The sequence below is a fragment of the Candidatus Pelagibacter bacterium nBUS_29 genome, assembly GCF_051200905.1.
Classification (GTDB): Bacteria; Pseudomonadota; Alphaproteobacteria; order Pelagibacterales; family Pelagibacteraceae; genus Pelagibacter.
The window spans coordinates 327,871-346,425 of record NZ_CP172843.1 but is presented as its reverse complement, the minus strand read 5'-3'; the positions used below and the strand labels follow the sequence as shown (position 1 = coordinate 346,425).

Sequence of the window (18,555 nt, the reverse complement as noted above, 5' to 3'; positions counted from 1 at the left end):
TTAATTATTAGTTTTATATACCCATTGCTCATCGTAGTTTTTTAATTCATCTGGCAATGGTGCACCTTGGAACATGCAAATTCTTAACCATTTATCTGATCTTGGATCAAACTTTAATGCACCAAAAAAAGACAATTTAAGCCTCAACATATCAATAGGGACAATATTTTTACCAATTGTATTATCTTGAATTTCTGAATATGGAAATTTTTCTATTATAAAAGCTCTTCTAACAACGTGTCTTAATTCTGAGTTTAAGGATAAAAATTCAGCAATAGATGAATTATTTTTTTCAGACAATAATTTTTCATAAAGTTTTTTTATGTCTCTTGCAACAGCAAGTGGCTGCTCAAGCTCAGATCCATGTTCTTCAAATCTATCCGCTAATCTAGGTTCTTCTTTATTTTTAGAAATAAACCAGAAATTTTGATGATTTTCTTTTTGATCAAAATTAATATCTAAAATATTTGGATATTTAATTTCAATAATGTCTCTTAATTCTTGCACTGTTCGATTAGTTGGAATGTTAAAATACTTATCTTCATCAGAGCTCATATTGCTAACTAAAGGGTTTGTAATATTGTTATAGGGTTCCATCATTATAGAAACGATATATTCTATACATTCTTCACAAGTGTTTTGCTCTAACCACAAATATATTTCATTAAATGGATATTCAGTTTTAAAATCAAAATTATTTTCAATGTAATTTATAAATTTTTCAACATTCTTAAGGAGTAAGCTAATTTTTTTTTGTTGATATTCACTATCTGTATTCCAGCTAGTAATATTTTTTATAGATTTTTTCACACAATCTATAAAAAGTTCACTATCCTCATTTTCAACAATTTTTATTTCTCTAATTTCTTTTAATGCCATTTCTCTGCTAAGGATCCAATTATTTAACAATGTTGGATGATTGACTATAAAAGGAGCCATGCCAAGGCCTGTTGAGTTGCCAATACCTAAATTTTTACAAATTTTCTTATCTAATTTCACTGCTTTTTTTGGGTTTTTGCAATGCGCAACATGATTTACTTGATCAAAAGTAAATTGTCTTACAAGGTAAACTAACATCATCTCTAATCTGAAAGGACCATTAATTTCCTCTCTATTTTTAATTCTAAATCTATCAGCAAGTCCAAATTTACCAGATCCATAAACTGCTGTGGTTCTATACAAATAACCAACTTTAGATAATAAGTTTACATCAGGTTGTTTGCCCTCACTTAGACTTTCTACAACATGGTTAAAAACTCTTACTGATTTGTTGGCTCTTGAAAGAGTTAACTCTTTAAACGTAAGTCTCCCTACTTCCTGTTTGGGAACTTCGTCTTTTAATCTTTTAATATCATCAGAGCTTGGAATACCATCATGTAATGTAAATGCTGCGTCCCATTTAGTGGCTATAACCCTATCAGATCTTTCCTCATCTTTAATTGGATTTGCAAAACATACTAAAGAATAAACTCTATCTTTTTTTTTAAATGAATAAACTGCTTCTCCATAACCTTTTTGGTCTAAGTTAAAAATATCCCTATTGTAATCCCAATCTTTAAACTCACTTAAAAAACTTCTCAAAAATGATAATTTTGACTGATGAAATGATCCTAATCTTGATAATTTCATAATTGTATTTGGGTCTCTTAACTCAATTTTCATAATTAAATTGATTTATAAAAATTATACCAGTTGTTTCCTAGTATTCCATATGTCTCACTATCTGAAAATCCTATCTTTTTGAGGCCATTTTCAATATTTTTAAATCCTCTAGCATCCTCAAACCATTCGGGTTGTTTAGGAAAGCCAGGTTTATTTTTAGAACCTTCTCCATAATTTTTACTTTTAGACCAAGTGCCATTTCTCATCCATTCAACAATACTGTCTGGTTGATCTAAGCAGAGATCAGAACCAATACCTATATTTTTTAACTCCATAATTTCAGCTGTTCTGGCAACCATTTCACAAAAACTTTCAATTGTACAATTTGTGTTATCTTTTAAATGATGTGGGTACAAAGATAGCCCTAACATGCCACCACTTTCGCTTAGCGTTTTTAAAAGATCATTAGATTTATTTCTTTTTGCGGCATGCCAAAATGTTGGGTTTGCATGAGTTATTGCTATTGGTTTTTCACTTAATTCAATTGCATCAAATGTACTCTTTTCTGCTGAATGAGACATGTCAACCACTATACCTACTCTATTCATTTCTTTTATTGCTTCACGACCAAAGTTTGTAACTCCACTATCTATTTTTTCATAGCAACCAGTTGCTAGTAATGATTGGTTATTATAGGTGAGTTGCATAAATCTACATCCTAAATTATGAACCTTTTCTACTAAACTAATATCATCTTCAATTGGGGAACAATTTTGAAAACCAAAAAAAATTGCTGTTTTTTTTTCAGAATTTGCTTTTTCAATATCTTTATAGTCTCTTCCAAGAAATATTAAGTCAGAGTTTTCTGAAAAAAGTATTTCCCATTTCTTAATTTCTTCTAAAAGTTCATGATAATCTTCGTGATAAACAATTGTTACGTGGACCGCGTCTAGTCCCGCAGATCTATTATATTCAAAAATTTTTCTAGACCAATTACAGTATTGTAGATTATCAATTTTAAAATTCATATTATGAGTAACTTTAATCAAAATGGTTTTTAAATACTATTAATTTTATTGAAATTTTAAGCTAATTTTGAAATAAGACTTTTAGTATTCTTCATGAAAAAAAATAAACCTTTAAAAGTTTCAATAATAATGGGTAGTCAATCTGACTATAAAACCATGCGACTTGCTGAAAAAACTCTAAAAAAAATTGGAGTTTCTTTTGAAACAAAAATTATATCAGCCCATAGAACTCCTAAAAGAATGTATGAATACGCTTCTGCTGCTGAGAAAAATAATATTGGTGTTATTATTGCTGGGGCGGGTGGATCTGCTCATTTACCAGGTATGATTGCTGCGTTAACTCCTTTGCCGGTTTTAGGCGTTCCAATAGAGAGTAAAAAACTTAAAGGATTAGACAGCTTGCTATCAATTGCACAAATGCCAAAAGGTATACCTGTTGGTACACTAGCTATAGGTGAAGATGGAGCAATAAATGCTGGTTTATTAGCTGCTTCTATTATTGCAAATAATAATCCAACTATAAAAAAACATTTAAATAATTTGAGATTATCACAAACAAAATCTATTAAAAAAAAACCTAAGTAAGATGTCAGAAATAACACTTGGTATTATTGGTGGTGGCCAACTTGGTAGTATGCTTGCGATATCAGCAAAAAAATTAAATATCAAAACTGTTATTTATTGTGATGATCCTGACGCACCTGCACAAAATTTTTGTAATAAATTTATTTCAGGTACCTATAACGATAAGGAAAAGATTATTGAATTTGTAAATTTAGTTAATTATGTCACTTATGAATTTGAAAATATTCCTTTTGAAACATTAAGTGAAATAAATAAATTGAAACCTGTTTTACCGAAACCATCTGTAAACAGACTTATTCAGCATAGATTGGCAGAAAAAGATTTTGTAAATAATTTAAATATCAGAACAACAAGATATGCATCTGTTGAAAACGAGTCTGAAATTGAAGCTCTTGAAGATCTTTTGCCAGGTATTTTAAAAACAACTACTCTTGGATATGATGGAAAAGGACAATATCCTGTTAATTCAATTGAAGAATTTAATTCACTAAACATTGATTTTTCAAAAGGTTATATTTTAGAGAAGTTAGTTAAATTAAAAAAAGAGATTTCAATTATTATTACTAGATTTGATATCCAAAAATATGAAATTTATGAACCAATAGAAAACAAGCATGAAGATCAAATATTAAAATTTTCAAAAATTCCTGCAGATATTGATGAAAAAATTTATAATCAATCTAAAGATTGGGCAATGTCTATAGCTGAAGAACTAAAATATGTCGGAACATTATGTGTAGAATTTTTTATTGATAGAAATGACAATTTATATGTTAATGAAATTGCTCCAAGAGTTCACAATTCTGGCCATCTCACAATTAACGCATATAACGTAAGTCAATTTGAAAACCATATTAGAGCAGTATGTGGTTTAGAACAACTACCGTTAAAAAAATTATCTAATGCAACAATGGTTAATTTAATTGGAGATCAAATATCTGAATATAGAAAATTATCTAAATTTAAAGAAAATGAGTTCTTTTTTGATTATCTTAAAAAGGTGATTAAAGAAAAAAGAAAAATGGGTCACCTAACAACTTTGGTATAAATGTTAAAATCAATAGAAGGTAATTTTGATGATCCTAAGGTACATGAGCTGCTTACAAGGCATTTTATTGAATTAAGAGCAGCCTCACCCGAAGGGAGTGCTCACGTTTTAGATATTCCTGGATTAAAAGTTTCATCAATAAAATTTTGGAGTTTATGGCAAGAAGATATGTTGATGGGCTGTGGTGCTTTAAAGTTTTTGGATAAAGAGCATGGAGAATTCAAATCAATTAGAATTCATGATAATTTTAGAAGAATGGGAAATGGTATTAACGTAATTAATCATTTAATTAATGAAGCTAAAAGGCTAGATATTAAAAAGTTAAGTATAGAAACTGGTGCTGGTGATTTCTTCAAGCCTGCTAGAAGATTATTTAAACAATGTGGTTTTGAAATATGTGACCCATTTGCTCATTATAAAGAGGATGTAAACTCTGTTTATCTGACTAAGACCTTATAAAAAAAATCAAAATTTAATCAATTTTGTTGACAAAACCCTAATTAATCTAAACAAAGCCAGAATTACTTAATTATAAGTAATAAATTAATACAACGAAAAGTAAGAAGATAAATATGAGTCTACAAGGAAAAGTAAAATGGTTCAATCCAACTAAAGGTTTTGGTTTTATTGAAAGAGAAGACAAAGAAAAAGATGTGTTTGTACACGTTTCAGCAGTAAGAGATGCTGGTATGAACGGTTTAGATGAGGGTCAAGCTTTGACTTTCGATGTTGAAGATGGTCCTAAAGGTCCTTCAGCAGTTAACTTAAAAACTGCATAATTCACACTTCCTATTGGCTGAGATTTTTTAATTAAATTAATTTTTTAATTATTTAGCTAAATATTTCAGCCAATACCAATTAGTCAAAAAATATTCACACTTAAAAAATTTCCTCTAAGTATTTAGCAATTTCTTTACTTCTGGGATCTTCATTAGCAAAACATTTTGTTAATGCTAATCCGTGATAACCGCCAAGAGTTGCTTTCTTTTTGCATTCTGAAGATGTTATATTAACAAATTTAACTTCAGTAAGATTTTTAAACATAGAATAATCGTCGGGACTATTAAAATTATCTTTATCATGAGTAACTATCAATGCATTTAAATTTGATAAATTTCCAAAACCATAATTTCTAACTTCTTCCCACCAAGGCCAATCCTTTCTGTTTTTTTTTGTTCCTCCAGATCCAGGGTGAAGACCAATTGAACCCTCTATTAAATTAGGATGGATTGTTTTAAATTTAAGTGATGCCCACCCTCCCATCGAATGTCCAGCTAAAACTATATTTTCAAATCCATCTGATTTAAATTGATCAATTTTTGCTTTTATAATTTTTATTCTAAGAAAATCTTTAACTTTATGGAATAAAAGTTCTCCTTCACTATTCTTTAATGTAAGCCTCTTTTTAGAAGTTGATTTCCACATTTTATCTTGTTCAGCTTTAGACCATCCTCTTACTCCAGTACAAAGGCGGTAAATTTTAATTTGATAATTTTTTATTCTTTTATCATGTAAGTTTCTAATTACAGGCGCTACCAAATTCCATTTTTTTAAGCATTTATCTAAAGTTTGATCACCCATTCCACCATGAGTATAGATAATTAAAATAGTTTTTGATTTATCCGTAATTTTATCATCTGAATAAATATTTCCAAAATTATCAATAAATCCATTATCTTTTGAAATTTTTTTTAAATCCTTTTCAAATTTTTTATCTGCAAATGATTGACTGGATAACAGTAAACTAAAGATAATTATTACTAAAAATTTTATATGCCTTAAATTTATCATAAAGAGATTGCAAATATTGTTATATTGTTATTACAATAAATTATGGAAAAAAGACAAATAATAGACTTTAATAATCTTAAATTTGAGCCTTTTGATAATTACGGTGTTGTTGTGCCTGGTATGAGTTGGCATAAAATTAGCTATAATAGAGAAAATGGTGGTCAGGGTACATATGTTCTTAAGATGGAGCCAGGTTCAAAAAGTTTACCTCATGAGCACACTGGGTTTGAAGAATTTTTAATGTTAGATGGAGAATTAACCGATCCTGATGGTAAGATTTTTAAAAAAGGTGACTTTATATCTTTTAAGCCAGGTTCAAAACACTCATCACACACAATAAATGGTTGCTTGGTTCTAGTTTTTATGAGAGGAATTAATAAAGCAATCTAATTAAATTAATTTCAAAAATATATTATGATCGGTATCTTAGGTGGAATGGGAACGCAAGCAGGTTTGGACTTTTGTAATAAACTTGCGATTTTAAATCGAGGAAAAATTGATCAAGAGTACCCCTTATTCATTCTTTATAACAAATCAAACATACCTGGTAGACCAGAGTCTATTGGGGTACAAACTGGAAATTTATCAAATAAATCCTCAAATAATGCTAGTAAAAAGAAATATAACAATGTTTTAAAAAGTTTACTCCATGGATGTAAATTACTTGAAAAAAATAAATGTAAATTTATTGTTATTCCATGCAACACAGCTCATTATTGGTTTGATGATTTGCAAAAAAAAATTAACATTCCAATTATAAATATGCCAAAAGAAGTTTTTAAATTTACAAAAAAAAATTGTAAGAAAAATTCAAAAGTTGGCTTATTAGCTACTGAAGGAACACTAAAAACTGGTGTATATAATAAAATTTTTAATAAAGATTATAATTTAATACAACCCTCTCAAAATCTTCAAAAAAAATCTGTAAATAAAGCCATAAAATTTGTGAAAATGGGTGACGTCAAAGCTGCTGCAAAAGCAATAAAACCTGCAATTAATGAATTAATCAAAATGAAATGTAAAAAAATAATATTAGGCTGCACAGAGCTTCCAATAGCAATTTTTGCTTTTAAATCATTCAGTAATGTAAAATCATCTAAAATTTTTTTAGACCCTAATTTAATACTTGCAACTTCTGCAATGGCTAAACACAAAAGTTAATTCATGCCAATTGATAACGACAAGCCTTACGTTCTAAGAGTTGCAGAACTAATTTACTCTAAAGTAGTAAATATTAAAAAAAAAAACTCTGAAATGACTAACATTCAAGCATTTGAAGTTTTTATGACAACAAAAGATTATGATTTAATAAGTTCTGGAGAATTTCATAATCAATGGTTTTTAGAATTAAAAAAAAATGATTTTATAGACAAACAGACTGGTAAAAAAATTAACGAAGAGACAATGAGACTTTTAGAGATTCAGAAAGACTCGATGGTTAAGTTTTTGATGAAAATTCCAAAACTTTATTATACAAAAAGTCACTTTCCCTTAGAAATATCTCAAAGAGCTTTTGATCATTTGTGGAGAGTTTGTGAAAGTTATGAAATGTGGTGCAAAGAAACAAAACAAAAAGAATTAATTCTTTTAAATATATTAGACTAGTTTGTTAATTTTTTTCTGACTAACAAAGCTTTATTTTCTGCCCATTCTTTTAAATCTTTAAGAGATTTTTTTTTTTCACTATCATTTTCAATGTTATCAACTGCATCTAACATGTGATTAAATGGATCTTTGCCAGTCTCTTTTTTAATTGCTGTATTGGCTCCATATTGAAATCCAGCTTGCAAGATGTTACCTGATGTTACTACTGTAATTCCGGGACCAAGCAATGCTGTAGATTGAACGCATCCGCTTAAGACGATAAGAGTTACAAGTATTATTGATATTTTTGAAAATTTCATAAGATATATTGAAGTGATACATAATTTAAGATTCAACTCAAGATAGAATAAGTTCAATTTGAGTATAATTTAAGAGAATAAGAATAATATTCATCTATAAAACAAAAATGGTCAAAGTTTTTCCGTTTATTTTTATTTTATTGTGGTCATCAGCCTTCATTACTACAAAACCAATAATAGATAACAGTGATCCATTTTCAGCACTTACGTTTAGATTTTCAATTGTTGCTATTGGTTTTTTTTTATTTTCTATCTATTCAAAACAAAAAATTTTAATAAATAAAAAAAACTTTATTGAGTCTTTTTTTAGTGGTGTTCTTTTTCATGGATTTTATTTAGGTGGGGTTTTTTATTCAATTTCAAAAGGAATGCCTACAGGAATCGCTGCTTTAATAGTTACTCTTCAACCAATTTTAACAAATGCTCTAAGTGGGCCAATTTTAAATGAAAAAGTGTCAATTAAACGATGGATTGGAGTTTTGCTTGGGTTTGTTGGCGCAACCTTAGTTTTAGGTTTAGATATTGGTTCAGAAATTCCAATAGCTGGTTTGGTTGCAACCATAATAGCTTTAATTGCAATAACATCTTCGACTATTTGGCAAAAGAAACTTAGTAATAATTTACCTCTATCAGTAAGTAACATGTATCAAGCTATAGGTGGTTTTACTTTTCATCTATTAGTTATAATATTTTTTGCAAAGCCATATATTGATTTTTCACAAACATTTTTAATTGCTATGAGTCACCAGATATTTTTAGTGTCATTTGGTGCTTTTACAATATTGATGTACTTAATTAAAAATAACTCAGCAAGTAAAACTGTTTCTATATTTTTTTTAATACCAGCAACATCCGCTCTCATGGCTTGGTTGTTTTTAAATGAAAGTTTAACTAATTTAGATCTTTTAGGTTTTTTAATAACCACCATTGGTGTTTATATTGCAACACGAGATTAAAGATATTTAGTTAGAATGCTTTTGAATAGTAAATATATAAATTTGTTTGTGTCATATTTTCATAAGCTAATTCTTGATACTGAATAATAGAAGAAAATCTATTATTTGAAGATAAATCATAATCAAAACCTAGGGAAACTACTGGACGAGTTTTTTTTAAGTTTGCATCAAGATTTACTGTTGGAAGACCTGACATACCCGTGGGTGCTAACTTAGAAATTGTATGATAAACATCATGTTCTATTCCTAAAGTAGCATGAAGGTTAAGTGCTGGTGTGAAATTTGCATCAATTCTTGTACCTAATAAAACGGTAAGCGCTTTATCATTAATTTTATTATAAGTAAGTGGGCTAACAGGTCCTACTTCTGTATAACTATCTTGTGTTTTGACTGCGTATCTTGATGCAAAATAGGGAGTATAATTAATTTTATTTTTTTTTGAAATTACATAACGTGTTTCAATTGTATTACTAATTGCTTTTGTTAGTGTTTTTCCTGTTCCTTCTTCTGAATTTTCTCCTGCTTCACGTGTGATTGTAGCATCTTTTTCTTGATAAGCGTTTGCGTATTTTACTTGAAATCCTAAGCCAGAGTTTTTTTGATTCCAAACAATTAAACTTCCAAGAAGTGGAGTATTATCCTTAAGTTTTAAATTTTTTGATGTGTCGTGTTTAGTATTGGTGTGATAAAAACCTCCTATCCTCAGTTGATCAGAAAATCTCTTTCCACCTACTAGTACTAATCCATCTGTTGTTGAACTTGGATTTGTAACTTTAGAACGTCTGCCTCCTAATGACAGACATGTATCATTATTATTGCCAAAAAAATCACAATCATAAGTATTCATATGAGCAAAGTTTGCATCTGTTACTGATTTAAGACTATTCATAGTCTCAAGAGTAGGTGTTTTAGGCAACTTAGAAGCTGGTGGAACTGAACTTTCTATAGCAGTAATAATTAAATCCCAATCATCATCATTATTAGTATCATCTAATTTCCAATAATATTTATTTGTTCCTTCAAATTGATCACCAGTTATGCAGTCTGTATCACTAGTGCATGATACTAAATCACTTTCTGTTAAGCCGCTAATTACGTCGCTATAAGTCGTATTTACTGATGAACCAGTTAGTGTTGAAGTGCTATGTACACCGAAAGTTGTCGTTCCTGATTTATTGCTAAAAACTATTTTACCATAATCAGAAGTGCTATTAACAATTACGTTGTAATTTGTAGGAAGCTTATATCCATAAGTCAGCGCATCATTGCCTCCTTGAGAGTTAATCAATGTTGTAATAGTTCCAGATTGACCTGAGTCATTTGCATTATTAATATCCAAATCAGCACCTGTTATCGTTCCAGTATTGTTAATTGTTCCAATAGTTGCTCCTAATATATTTTTAATACCATCTGCATTAGTAGAATCTGTAATATTGCCTGAGTTATTTATTGTGGTGATTGCCCCTTCATTTTTAATTGCAGCACCACTGTCATCTCCTGTAATATTGCCTGAGTTAGTAATTGTTCCGATAGCTCCGGTTGCGTTCACGTAAATTACACCATTACCATCAATAGCAGAAATAGTTCCAGAATTATTTATTGTATTAATTACACCACCAGTTGAAGAAACGATTGCCTGACCGCTACCACCGCTAGTTTTGGTGGTAGAAATAGTTCCTGTATTTTCTATGGTACCTATTGTAGCGTTAAAATTTCTAATTGCTTTTCCATCAGCTCCCCATGCCTTAATTGTGCCGGCATTTTTGATTGTTGTAATTATACCGCGACCTGAATTCATAATAGTTTCGTTTTCAGCTTGTATCGTTGCGCCACTTTTATTTTCTATTAAAGTAATTGTGGGCACTGATAAATCATTTGATGCGTTTCTAATTGCTTGTTCTTTACTAGATCTAATCATCCCTGCATTTGTTATTGTTCCAATGGTATTGTTATTTTGAATAGTATATTTTCGTACTGACCATATATCACCGGTAGCAGTATTTTCAATTTTGTTAATTGTTCCATTTTTCGTATTTGCAATTGCAACTTTACTGTTTGAATAAATTTGTCCACTATTAACTATATCTCCAATGGTGGATCCATTAAAAATTGGATAACCAGCTCCATTGGAAGTGGATTGCTTAGTCTCTATTCTTCCATTATTAGTAATTGTTGTAATGCTGCCTGAGCCTGCTGCATGTTTAATTCCGTATCTATCAAGGCCAGCTGCAGTGTCGTAACCTATACCTGCATCGCTATTAATAGTAATAGTAGTATTAGTACCGTTTGTAGTGATTATTCCCTTTTCATCATCACTTGAATGTCCTTTAATTGTAGCACCATCAATAGTAATGTTAGAACCATCACCCGTTACTACTATTTGTCTACAATCTGAAGTGTAAGTTACAGTCGTGCCATTAACATCGGCACAATCAGCAGCATAAGTTTTTTTAGGAAAAAAAATTATTAATAATGTAATAAGAAAAATTAAACTTACACAGATATAAGTTTTATAGTAATTTAATATCAATTTAAATACATACATTAAATAAATATTCCTTGTGGCCTATTTATTCTTTAGGAAGATCACCAACCTAAAATCATGTAGTGACAAAATTTATCTAGAAATTTATAAAAAAAATAATTAATTTTTAATGCTTAATATGCTCATTATGGGTCAAATAGTTGAATAAATTTGATGTAAAATAAAGCTTTTTGTCTTACAAAGATTTAAAGCCAAATTCTAAAGAAGCATCTGTAATAGAGTGATACAAAGATTCACCAAAACTTCTGAGAGCAAACAATCTTACTTTATCTGAATTGTCGTCTAGCATATCAACCGTGAAAGCTATTCCATTATAAGTAGAATTTATTGAATTATTTTTTTCTAAAGTATTAAAATTAAAAGGACAGCCTTTCTTTAAAACTTCTTTAGCATCCTGACCTTCTATTTCAATTATCGCTTTTGAGTGAGATAAATCAGTTACCGCAAAATCTGTTTCATTTAAATTTTGTGAAATATTTTTAAGTAAATCTTTTTTTGTTGAAACTAAAAGCCAATTTTTTGGTCCATTCCATAAAATTCTTGTATCATTATTATTTGATACATTTAATGGCTCATCTTTTAATTTTAAACCATCAATATCAACACTTTCAATTGAAACTGTAGAACTTTTATACTGAACTATTTGAACTATTAATAAATTCTTTATCTCAGAAATTTTTATAAGATTATCTTCATTTTTACCTTCATGATCACCAAATTGACCTGTTACATGAACATTTGCTAAAGCTGATATTAAACTCATGATCTAACCCTCTCCCCTTTTGGATCAACATAGTGCGAAGAAACTATCTCTACTGGAATTACTTTATTTTTAACTGGAGACATTACAAATAATTTTTCACCAATCATGTTTTTTCCATCTTTTAGTATTGCTAAAGAAAATGGATTATCATGTTCTACACTCCAACAAGAAGCTGAAATATAACCTAATTTTGGATTTGGTAGTGGTGCATTTGAATCTTTAACTAAATGCGATCCTTCGGGAATACTTGTTTTTTTATCTAATGGAACAACACCAACAACTTTTTGTCTATCTTCAGCTACAAATGCTTCTCTAGTTAAAGATCTTTTACCTATAAAATCTTTCTTTTTACTTAATAATCCTTCTAGAGAATTATCATAAGGTATTGTTCTTCCATCAAGCTCAGATCCTGCAACGTGTCCCATTTCAATTCTAAGAGTTGATAATGCCTCTGTTCCATATGGTTGAATTTTAAATTGTTGACCAACTTCCATAATTTTTTTCCACATAAAGTTTCCGTTATCAGACTCAACATTTACTTCATATGCAAGCTCACCAGAAAATGAAATTCTAAAAATTCTAGCCTTAACTCCAAACAAATCTCCCTCCATGTAACCCATAAAAGGTAATCCTTCATTTGACACATCGGAATTTGGAAATAGTTTTTGTAATAAATCTCTAGATTTAGGTCCAGCAACTGCAGCTCCTGCCCATTGCTCTGTAGTTGAAACTACATTAACATTTAATTCTGGCCACACTAGTTGCAAATAATATTCTAAATGTGAAAGAACGTTTGCAGCTTGCGCGGTAGTAGTTGTCATATGATAATGATTTTCTGAAATTCTTGTAGTTGTTCCATCGTCCATAACAATCCCATCTTCTCTTAACATCACGCCATATCTTGCTTTACCAACTGGTAACTTTAACCATGCATTTGTATAAACTCTATTTAAAAGTTCTGCTGCATCTGGTCCTTTAATATCTATTTTACCTAATGTAGTTACATCACAAACTCCTACATTTGCTCTTACATTTTTTGCTTCCCTTTTTGATCCCTCAAATAAATTTTCATTTCCCTGCTTATAGTATCTAGGTCTCAACCACACACCTGCATCAACAAAAACTGCATTGTTTTTTTCATGCCAAGAGTGCATTGGTGATTTTCGTGTTGGTTTTGAGTGTTTACCAACCTCTCTTCCAACAATTGCTCCTATAGAAACTGGCGTATATGGAGGTCTAAAAGTAGTGTGACCAACATTTGGTACTACTTTATTTTCAATATTTGATACTAATTGTAAGCCATTTAAATTACTCGTCTTGCCTTGGTCAGTTGCCATACCAAGCGTTGTATATCTTTTTACATGTTCAATTGATCGATAACCCTCTTTAAGCGCTATCTCTACATCAGAAACCGCAACATCATTTTGAAAATCTAAAAATCTTTTATAATTTTTTCCCTCAGGTAATGGCACACACCAAAACTTGTCGTGAGTTGTTGATTTTTTTTCGACTACATTTGGAAATGAAATTTCATTATTATTGTTAGTAATTTTTTTTGATAACTCATGACCAGTTTCAAAAGAACTTTTCAAAGTTTCCTCTAAAGTATAAGTTCCATTTGCTGCGCCTAAAGTTGTTTCGTTTTGTTTTGATGTTCCTGGAACAAATGCATCAATATCTTCATTGAATTTTGTTTTATTTCCAGATTGTGAAGCTAAATGAATTGTTGGTGTCCAAAAACCTGAAACACATATACAATCACATTTAATATTTTCTACCATACCAAGCTGCTCTTTATCATCTGAAATTTTTGCAATATCTGCTGATTTTACTTTTTTATAACCTTGAGCGGCGACTACCACATAAGAAAACTTAATATTAATTCCTAAATTTTTTGCTTCATTGACTACTTCCGATTGAGGATCTTTTCTTGTATCTAAAATAATTGGTTCAACACCATTTTTTTTAAATTCAATTGCAGTTTCATAACCACTATCGTTATTCGTAAATATTAAAGGATTTCTTCCGACTAATACTCCATAAACTTTAAGGTATTCTTTTGCTGCTGATGAAAGCATTACTCCTGGTGTATCATTGTTTCCAAAAACAATTGGTCTTTCAATTGATCCTGAAGAAATTAAAACCTCTTTTGCTCTAATGTACCAAAGTCTTTGTTTTGGATGGTATTTTTTTGTCTGTGGAAGGTGATCACTAATTCTTTCAGACATTACCAGCATGTTATGATCATAATATCCAAAAACCTGTGATCTGTTTTTAACAACAACGTTAGGCATTTCTTTAAGTTCTGAAATTATTCCATCAGCCCACTCTTTGCCTGATTGATTTCCTATATTAGCATCACTAGTTAATAAAGTTCCTCCATGTCTAGCTTTATCTTCAGCTAAAATAACTCTTGCTCCATTTTTTGCTGCAGCGTATGCACTCGCTAAACCTGATGGGCCTGAACCAGCTATTAATAAATCACAATATTCATATTTATGTTCATATCTCTCTTTATCATGTTTAGTAGATGCAACACCAAGACCTGCTGCTTTCCTAATAAATGGTTCATAAACTTTGTACCAAAAGCTTTTTGGCCACATAAAAGTTTTGTAATAAAACCCAGCAGGTAAAAATATTTTAAAGAAATTATTTATTGCTCCAATATCAAAGTTTACACTTGGCCAGCAATTTACACTTGTTGCCTCTAACCCTTCAAAAAGCTCTTGTTCTGTGGCTTTAATATTAGGTTCAGTTTCACCATTTCTATATAATTGAACAATTGCATAAGGTTCATCAACTCCTGCACCAAAAAAACCTCTTGGTCTATGGTATTTAAAGCTTCTACCGATTAAATGAACACCATTAGCTATTAAAGCTGAGGCTAAAGTGTCTCCCTCATAACCATAATAAGTTTTACCATTAAACTTAAAAGATAATTTCTTATCTCTATTTATTAAACCAACATCTGATAATCGATAACTTTGATCCATTATAAATTATCCTCATTAGCTTTTAGTGTTCTAAATATTTCATGAGTTGCAGTGTCTCTTTCAACTTTTATCCATTGTCTGCACCCTGATAAATGTTGCCATAACTCTAAATGTTTTCCCCTTAAACTTTTTCTATTATAGACAAAGTTATCCCAATCTTGATCTGTTACCTCTTTATTAAGTTCTGGTCTTTTAACAGTTGCATCACCACCATAAGAAAATTCATTTTGTGATCTCATTCCACAGTGTGGACATTTAATATGAAGCATTTATGAAATCCAAGTTTTTGTTCCAAGTCCTTTTTCATCAAGTAAGTGACCTGTGTTAAATCTATTTAAACTATAACCAGCATTTAATTTATGAACCCTGTCTTGAGCAATTGTATGAGCGAATGTCCAACCCGATGCAGGAGTTGCTTTAAATCCACCGTAGCACCAACCACAATTTAAATATAAACCTTCAATATGTGTTTTATCAATTATTGGAGAACCATCCATAGACATATCCATTATTCCACCCCAAGTTCTCAACATTTTTAATTTACTTAAGAACGGCATCATTGCTATTCCTTCTGTTAACACATGTTGTAAAGTTGGCAGGTTACCTCTTTGTGCATAACTATTATATCCATCAAGATCCCCACCCATTACCATTTCACCTTTGTCAGATTGACTAATATAAAAGTGTCCAGCTCCAAAAGTAACTACTCTATCTAAAATTGGTTTTACAGGCTCTGAAACACAAGCTTGAAGTAAATGAGTTTCTACAGGTAATGTCATATTTAATTTCTCTGCTAAAATATTTGTACTTCCAGCAACGCATAATCCGATTTTCTTAACCTTGATGTCACCTCTTGAAGTTCTTACTCCATTAATCTTCCCGCCAACAACGTCAAATCCTGTTACCTCACAATTTTGAATTATATCAACTCCCATTGAGTCTGCTTGTCTTGCATACCCCCAAGCAACAGCATCATGTCTTGCTGTTCCAGCACTTGGTTGCATCAATCCCCCAAAAATTGGAAACCTCACATTTTCAGAAAAATCTGCCATTGGAATAATTTCTTTAACTTGCTCTCTATTTAATAAAACTGCATCTATTCCATTCAGTCTCATTGAATTTCCTCTTCTCGCATAAACATTCATTTGGGCATCTGAGTGAGCAAGATTAATAATTCCTCTTGGTGAAAACATTACGTTGTAGTTTAAATCTTGGCTCATCTTTCTCCATAGATCCATTCCAAATTCACTAAAAAGCGCATTATCATCATGCATATAATTTGATCTAATAATTGTAGTATTACGGCCAACATTTCCACCACCAATCCAACCCTTTTCAATGATTGCAACATTAGTAATGTTGTGTTCTTTTGCTAAATAATATGCAGTCGCTAAACCATGACCACCACCTCCAATGATTACAACATCATATTCTTTCTTAGGTGTTGGATCTTTCCATGCCAAATCCCAGTTTTGGTGCCCAGAAAAAGCATTTTTAATTAGATTGAAAATTGAATATTTTTGCATCAGATATTTTTATCTCAATGAATATAAATAGTTCTTATTTTTTTTATATATATTTTTTAGAAGTTTCCAAAGATGTCAAAAAGGGGTAAGAAGTCATCAAAGAAATTTATAACTTGTAGGATTCTATATGAGCGAAGTTAAGTCAGATATTCAAATAGCTAGAGAAGCTAAAATGCAACCTATAAATGATATTCTAGCGAAAATAAATGTACCTGACGAAAGTGCTGCTTTCAGTCCAATGGGCAGACACATTGCAAAAATTAATTTAGAATATTTAGATACCTTAAAAGATAAACCAGACGGAAAATTAATTTTAGTTACCGCAATCACTCCTACTCCAGCAGGTGAAGGTAAGACCACTACTTCAGTTGGACTTAACGATGGTCTAAATAAAATTGGAAAAAAATCTATTGTATGTTTAAGAGAGCCAAGTCTTGGCCCTTCATTTGGTATGAAAGGTGGAGCAGCTGGCGGTGGATACGCACAAGTGGTTCCAATGGAACAAATTAATTTACATTTCACTGGAGACTTTCATGCAATAACTTCTGCACATAATTTATTATCTGCTTTAATCGATAATCATATCTATTGGGGAAATAAATTAGATATAGATGTAAGAAGAATTGTTTGGAAAAGAGTGATGGATATGAACGATCGTTCTTTGAGAGAAATAAATATTAATTTAGGTGGTATCGCAAATGGATTTCCTCGGGAAGATGGATTTGATATAACTGTTGCATCAGAGATCATGGCGATCTTTTGTTTATCAAATGATTTAGAAGATCTAGAAAAAAGAATAGGGAATATTACAATAGCGTACACGAGAGATAGAAAACCTGTTTATGCAAAAGATTTGAAAGCTCAAGGACCGATGACTGTATTATTAAAAGATGCTATTAGACCTAACGTAACTCAAACTTTAGAAAATAATCCTGCGATTATTCATGGTGGTCCATTTGCAAATATTGCTCATGGATGCAACTCTGTAATTGCTACAAAAACAGGACTAAAGCTTGCTGACTATGTGGTGACTGAAGCAGGGTTTGGTGCTGATCTTGGTGCAGAAAAATTTCTTGATATAAAATGTAGAAAATCAAATCTTAAACCGAGCTGTGTAGTAATTGTTGCAACAATTAGAGCATTAAAAATGCATGGTGGGGTTGCCAAAGATGATCTGAAAAATGAAAATGTAGAAGCTCTAAAAAAAGGATTGATTAATCTTGAAAGACATATTGAAAATGTAAAAAAATTTGGGTTACCTGTTGCTGTTGCAGTTAACCATTTTATTAAAGATACTAATAATGAAGTAAAAGCTTTAATTGAATTTTGTGATGGATTGGGAGTTAAGGCAAGTCTTTGTACTCACTGGGCAAACGGTGGTGAAGGAACAAAGGAACTAGCAGCTCATGTTGCTGATTTATGTGAAAAAAATGAAGCTAAATTTAAGTTTTTATACGAGAGCAAAACACCTTTATTTAAAAAGATAGAGACAATTGCAAAAGAGATTTACAGAGCAGATGAAGTTATCGCTGATACAAAAATTAGAGATCAACTTAAAAGTTTTGAAGAAGCTGGTTATGGTGAATTACCAATTTGTATTGCAAAAACTCAATATAGTTTTTCAACTGATCCTAGTCTTAAAGGTGCACCAACAGGTCACGCATTACCAGTTAGAGAAATAAGGCTTTCTTCTGGTGCAGAATTTATAGTTGTTGTTTGTGGGGCTATTATGACAATGCCAGGTTTACCAAGAGTGCCTGCGGCTGACTCAATCAAGCTTAATAAAGATGGTGAAATAGAAGGTCTATTTTAAA

At 30.7% G+C, this 18,555-nt stretch carries 18 protein-coding genes; 9 read left to right on the top strand and 9 right to left on the bottom strand.

Features of this window, described 5'->3' with window-relative positions:
* Together ACIJYA_RS01775 and ACIJYA_RS01770 are read right to left on the bottom strand one after the other, a co-directional pair.
* Positions 1–1,662: a hypothetical protein gene (locus ACIJYA_RS01775; protein ID WP_435088767.1), complete on the bottom strand. Its 1,662-nt coding sequence runs from the start codon at positions 1,660–1,662 to the stop codon at positions 1–3.
* Between the two features lie 2 nt (positions 1,663–1,664).
* Positions 1,665–2,630, bottom strand: a complete 966-nt coding sequence (locus ACIJYA_RS01770; protein ID WP_435088766.1) for a membrane dipeptidase — start codon at positions 2,628–2,630, stop codon at positions 1,665–1,667.
* 93 nt (positions 2,631–2,723) lie between these two features.
* Here ACIJYA_RS01770 and purE point away from each other — a divergent pair, with 93 nt between their 5' ends.
* The 4 genes from purE to ACIJYA_RS01750 all read left to right on the top strand — a co-directional run bounded on the left by purE (position 2,724) and on the right by ACIJYA_RS01750 (position 5,042).
* Positions 2,724–3,215 (top strand): 5-(carboxyamino)imidazole ribonucleotide mutase, encoded by a 492-nt coding sequence (gene purE / locus ACIJYA_RS01765; protein ID WP_435088765.1) that lies wholly within the window; start codon positions 2,724–2,726, stop codon positions 3,213–3,215.
* A gap of 1 nt (position 3,216) precedes the next feature.
* Entirely contained in the window at positions 3,217–4,263 is a 1,047-nt protein-coding gene (locus tag ACIJYA_RS01760; protein ID WP_435088764.1) for a 5-(carboxyamino)imidazole ribonucleotide synthase, read from the top strand.
* Positions 4,264–4,722 carry a GNAT family N-acetyltransferase gene (locus ACIJYA_RS01755; protein ID WP_435088763.1) on the top strand — a complete coding sequence of 153 codons (459 nt, stop codon included), beginning with the start codon at positions 4,264–4,266 and terminating at the stop codon, positions 4,720–4,722.
* Positions 4,723–4,835: 113 nt separating this feature from the next.
* The gene (locus tag ACIJYA_RS01750; RefSeq protein ID WP_008545539.1) at positions 4,836–5,042 is read left to right on the top strand and encodes a cold-shock protein; all 207 of its coding nucleotides are present in this window, start codon (positions 4,836–4,838) and stop codon (positions 5,040–5,042) included.
* A gap of 100 nt (positions 5,043–5,142) precedes the next feature.
* On the opposite strand, the gene ACIJYA_RS01745 is transcribed toward ACIJYA_RS01750, so the two are convergent.
* Positions 5,143–6,054 carry a hypothetical protein gene (locus ACIJYA_RS01745; RefSeq protein ID WP_435088762.1) on the bottom strand — a complete coding sequence of 304 codons (912 nt, stop codon included), beginning with the start codon at positions 6,052–6,054 and terminating at the stop codon, positions 5,143–5,145.
* Between the two features lie 42 nt (positions 6,055–6,096).
* Here ACIJYA_RS01745 and ACIJYA_RS01740 point away from each other — a divergent pair, with 42 nt between their 5' ends.
* The 3 genes from ACIJYA_RS01740 to ACIJYA_RS01730 are packed head-to-tail and all read left to right on the top strand — an operon-like array spanning position 6,097 to position 7,659.
* Positions 6,097–6,444 carry a cupin domain-containing protein gene (locus ACIJYA_RS01740; protein ID WP_271515129.1) on the top strand — a complete coding sequence of 116 codons (348 nt, stop codon included), beginning with the start codon at positions 6,097–6,099 and terminating at the stop codon, positions 6,442–6,444.
* A gap of 24 nt (positions 6,445–6,468) precedes the next feature.
* Positions 6,469–7,215, top strand: a complete 747-nt coding sequence (locus tag ACIJYA_RS01735) for an aspartate/glutamate racemase family protein (RefSeq protein WP_435088761.1) — start codon at positions 6,469–6,471, stop codon at positions 7,213–7,215.
* A 3-nt stretch (positions 7,216–7,218) separates the two neighbouring features.
* Entirely contained in the window at positions 7,219–7,659 is a 441-nt protein-coding gene (locus ACIJYA_RS01730; RefSeq protein WP_435088760.1) for a hypothetical protein, read from the top strand.
* Here ACIJYA_RS01730 and ACIJYA_RS01725 read toward each other — a convergent pair.
* Entirely contained in the window at positions 7,656–7,958 is a 303-nt protein-coding gene (locus ACIJYA_RS01725) for a hypothetical protein (protein WP_435088759.1), read from the bottom strand. The two genes, ACIJYA_RS01730 and ACIJYA_RS01725, sit on opposite strands and share 4 nt — an antisense overlap.
* Positions 7,959–8,065: 107 nt before the next feature.
* Between ACIJYA_RS01725 and ACIJYA_RS01720 the strand changes: the two genes are divergently transcribed.
* A complete protein-coding gene (locus ACIJYA_RS01720) occupies positions 8,066–8,914 on the top strand; it encodes a DMT family transporter (protein WP_435088758.1) in 849 nt (282 codons plus the stop codon).
* A gap of 10 nt (positions 8,915–8,924) precedes the next feature.
* On the opposite strand, the gene ACIJYA_RS01715 is transcribed toward ACIJYA_RS01720, so the two are convergent.
* The 5 genes from ACIJYA_RS01715 to ACIJYA_RS01695 all read right to left on the bottom strand — a co-directional run bounded on the left by ACIJYA_RS01715 (position 8,925) and on the right by ACIJYA_RS01695 (position 16,741).
* Positions 8,925–11,459 carry an autotransporter domain-containing protein gene (locus tag ACIJYA_RS01715; RefSeq protein WP_435088757.1) on the bottom strand — a complete coding sequence of 845 codons (2,535 nt, stop codon included), beginning with the start codon at positions 11,457–11,459 and terminating at the stop codon, positions 8,925–8,927.
* A 175-nt stretch (positions 11,460–11,634) separates the two neighbouring features.
* The gene (locus tag ACIJYA_RS01710) at positions 11,635–12,222 is read right to left on the bottom strand and encodes a sarcosine oxidase (RefSeq protein ID WP_435088756.1); all 588 of its coding nucleotides are present in this window, start codon (positions 12,220–12,222) and stop codon (positions 11,635–11,637) included.
* Positions 12,219–15,215 carry a sarcosine oxidase subunit alpha family protein gene (locus ACIJYA_RS01705; RefSeq protein ID WP_435088755.1) on the bottom strand — a complete coding sequence of 999 codons (2,997 nt, stop codon included), beginning with the start codon at positions 15,213–15,215 and terminating at the stop codon, positions 12,219–12,221. The genes ACIJYA_RS01710 and ACIJYA_RS01705 overlap by 4 nt, the downstream gene beginning before the upstream one ends.
* Positions 15,215–15,484 (bottom strand): sarcosine oxidase subunit delta, encoded by a 270-nt coding sequence (locus tag ACIJYA_RS01700; RefSeq protein ID WP_435088754.1) that lies wholly within the window; start codon positions 15,482–15,484, stop codon positions 15,215–15,217. The genes ACIJYA_RS01705 and ACIJYA_RS01700 overlap by 1 nt, the downstream gene beginning before the upstream one ends.
* Complete coding sequence (locus ACIJYA_RS01695; protein ID WP_435086620.1) at positions 15,485–16,741, bottom strand: sarcosine oxidase subunit beta family protein; 1,257 nt, start codon at positions 16,739–16,741, stop codon at positions 15,485–15,487.
* A 127-nt stretch (positions 16,742–16,868) separates the two neighbouring features.
* On the opposite strand from ACIJYA_RS01695, the gene ACIJYA_RS01690 reads away from it, so the two are divergent.
* Positions 16,869–18,554 carry a formate--tetrahydrofolate ligase gene (locus ACIJYA_RS01690; RefSeq protein ID WP_435088753.1) on the top strand — a complete coding sequence of 562 codons (1,686 nt, stop codon included), beginning with the start codon at positions 16,869–16,871 and terminating at the stop codon, positions 18,552–18,554.
* Position 18,555: the final 1 nt, after the last annotated feature.

Bases quoted from the DNA above. Each gene is read 5' to 3' on its own strand.
- ACIJYA_RS01775 (WP_435088767.1), bottom strand. From the start codon at position 1,662: ATGAAAATTGAGTTAAGAGACCCAAATACAATTATGAAATTATCAAGA.
- ACIJYA_RS01770 (WP_435088766.1), bottom strand. From the start codon at position 2,630: ATGAATTTTAAAATTGATAATCTACAATACTGTAATTGGTCTAGAAAA.
- purE (WP_435088765.1), top strand. From the start codon at position 2,724: ATGAAAAAAAATAAACCTTTAAAAGTTTCAATAATAATGGGTAGTCAA.
- ACIJYA_RS01760 (WP_435088764.1), top strand. From the start codon at position 3,217: ATGTCAGAAATAACACTTGGTATTATTGGTGGTGGCCAACTTGGTAGT.
- ACIJYA_RS01755 (WP_435088763.1), top strand. From the start codon at position 4,264: ATGTTAAAATCAATAGAAGGTAATTTTGATGATCCTAAGGTACATGAG.
- ACIJYA_RS01750 (WP_008545539.1), top strand. From the start codon at position 4,836: ATGAGTCTACAAGGAAAAGTAAAATGGTTCAATCCAACTAAAGGTTTT.
- ACIJYA_RS01745 (WP_435088762.1), bottom strand. From the start codon at position 6,054: ATGATAAATTTAAGGCATATAAAATTTTTAGTAATAATTATCTTTAGT.
- ACIJYA_RS01740 (WP_271515129.1), top strand. From the start codon at position 6,097: ATGGAAAAAAGACAAATAATAGACTTTAATAATCTTAAATTTGAGCCT.
- ACIJYA_RS01735 (WP_435088761.1), top strand. From the start codon at position 6,469: ATGATCGGTATCTTAGGTGGAATGGGAACGCAAGCAGGTTTGGACTTT.
- ACIJYA_RS01730 (WP_435088760.1), top strand. From the start codon at position 7,219: ATGCCAATTGATAACGACAAGCCTTACGTTCTAAGAGTTGCAGAACTA.
- ACIJYA_RS01725 (WP_435088759.1), bottom strand. From the start codon at position 7,958: ATGAAATTTTCAAAAATATCAATAATACTTGTAACTCTTATCGTCTTA.
- ACIJYA_RS01720 (WP_435088758.1), top strand. From the start codon at position 8,066: ATGGTCAAAGTTTTTCCGTTTATTTTTATTTTATTGTGGTCATCAGCC.
- ACIJYA_RS01715 (WP_435088757.1), bottom strand. From the start codon at position 11,459: ATGTATGTATTTAAATTGATATTAAATTACTATAAAACTTATATCTGT.
- ACIJYA_RS01710 (WP_435088756.1), bottom strand. From the start codon at position 12,222: ATGAGTTTAATATCAGCTTTAGCAAATGTTCATGTAACAGGTCAATTT.
- ACIJYA_RS01705 (WP_435088755.1), bottom strand. From the start codon at position 15,215: ATGGATCAAAGTTATCGATTATCAGATGTTGGTTTAATAAATAGAGAT.
- ACIJYA_RS01700 (WP_435088754.1), bottom strand. From the start codon at position 15,484: ATGCTTCATATTAAATGTCCACACTGTGGAATGAGATCACAAAATGAA.
- ACIJYA_RS01695 (WP_435086620.1), bottom strand. From the start codon at position 16,741: ATGCAAAAATATTCAATTTTCAATCTAATTAAAAATGCTTTTTCTGGG.
- ACIJYA_RS01690 (WP_435088753.1), top strand. From the start codon at position 16,869: ATGAGCGAAGTTAAGTCAGATATTCAAATAGCTAGAGAAGCTAAAATG.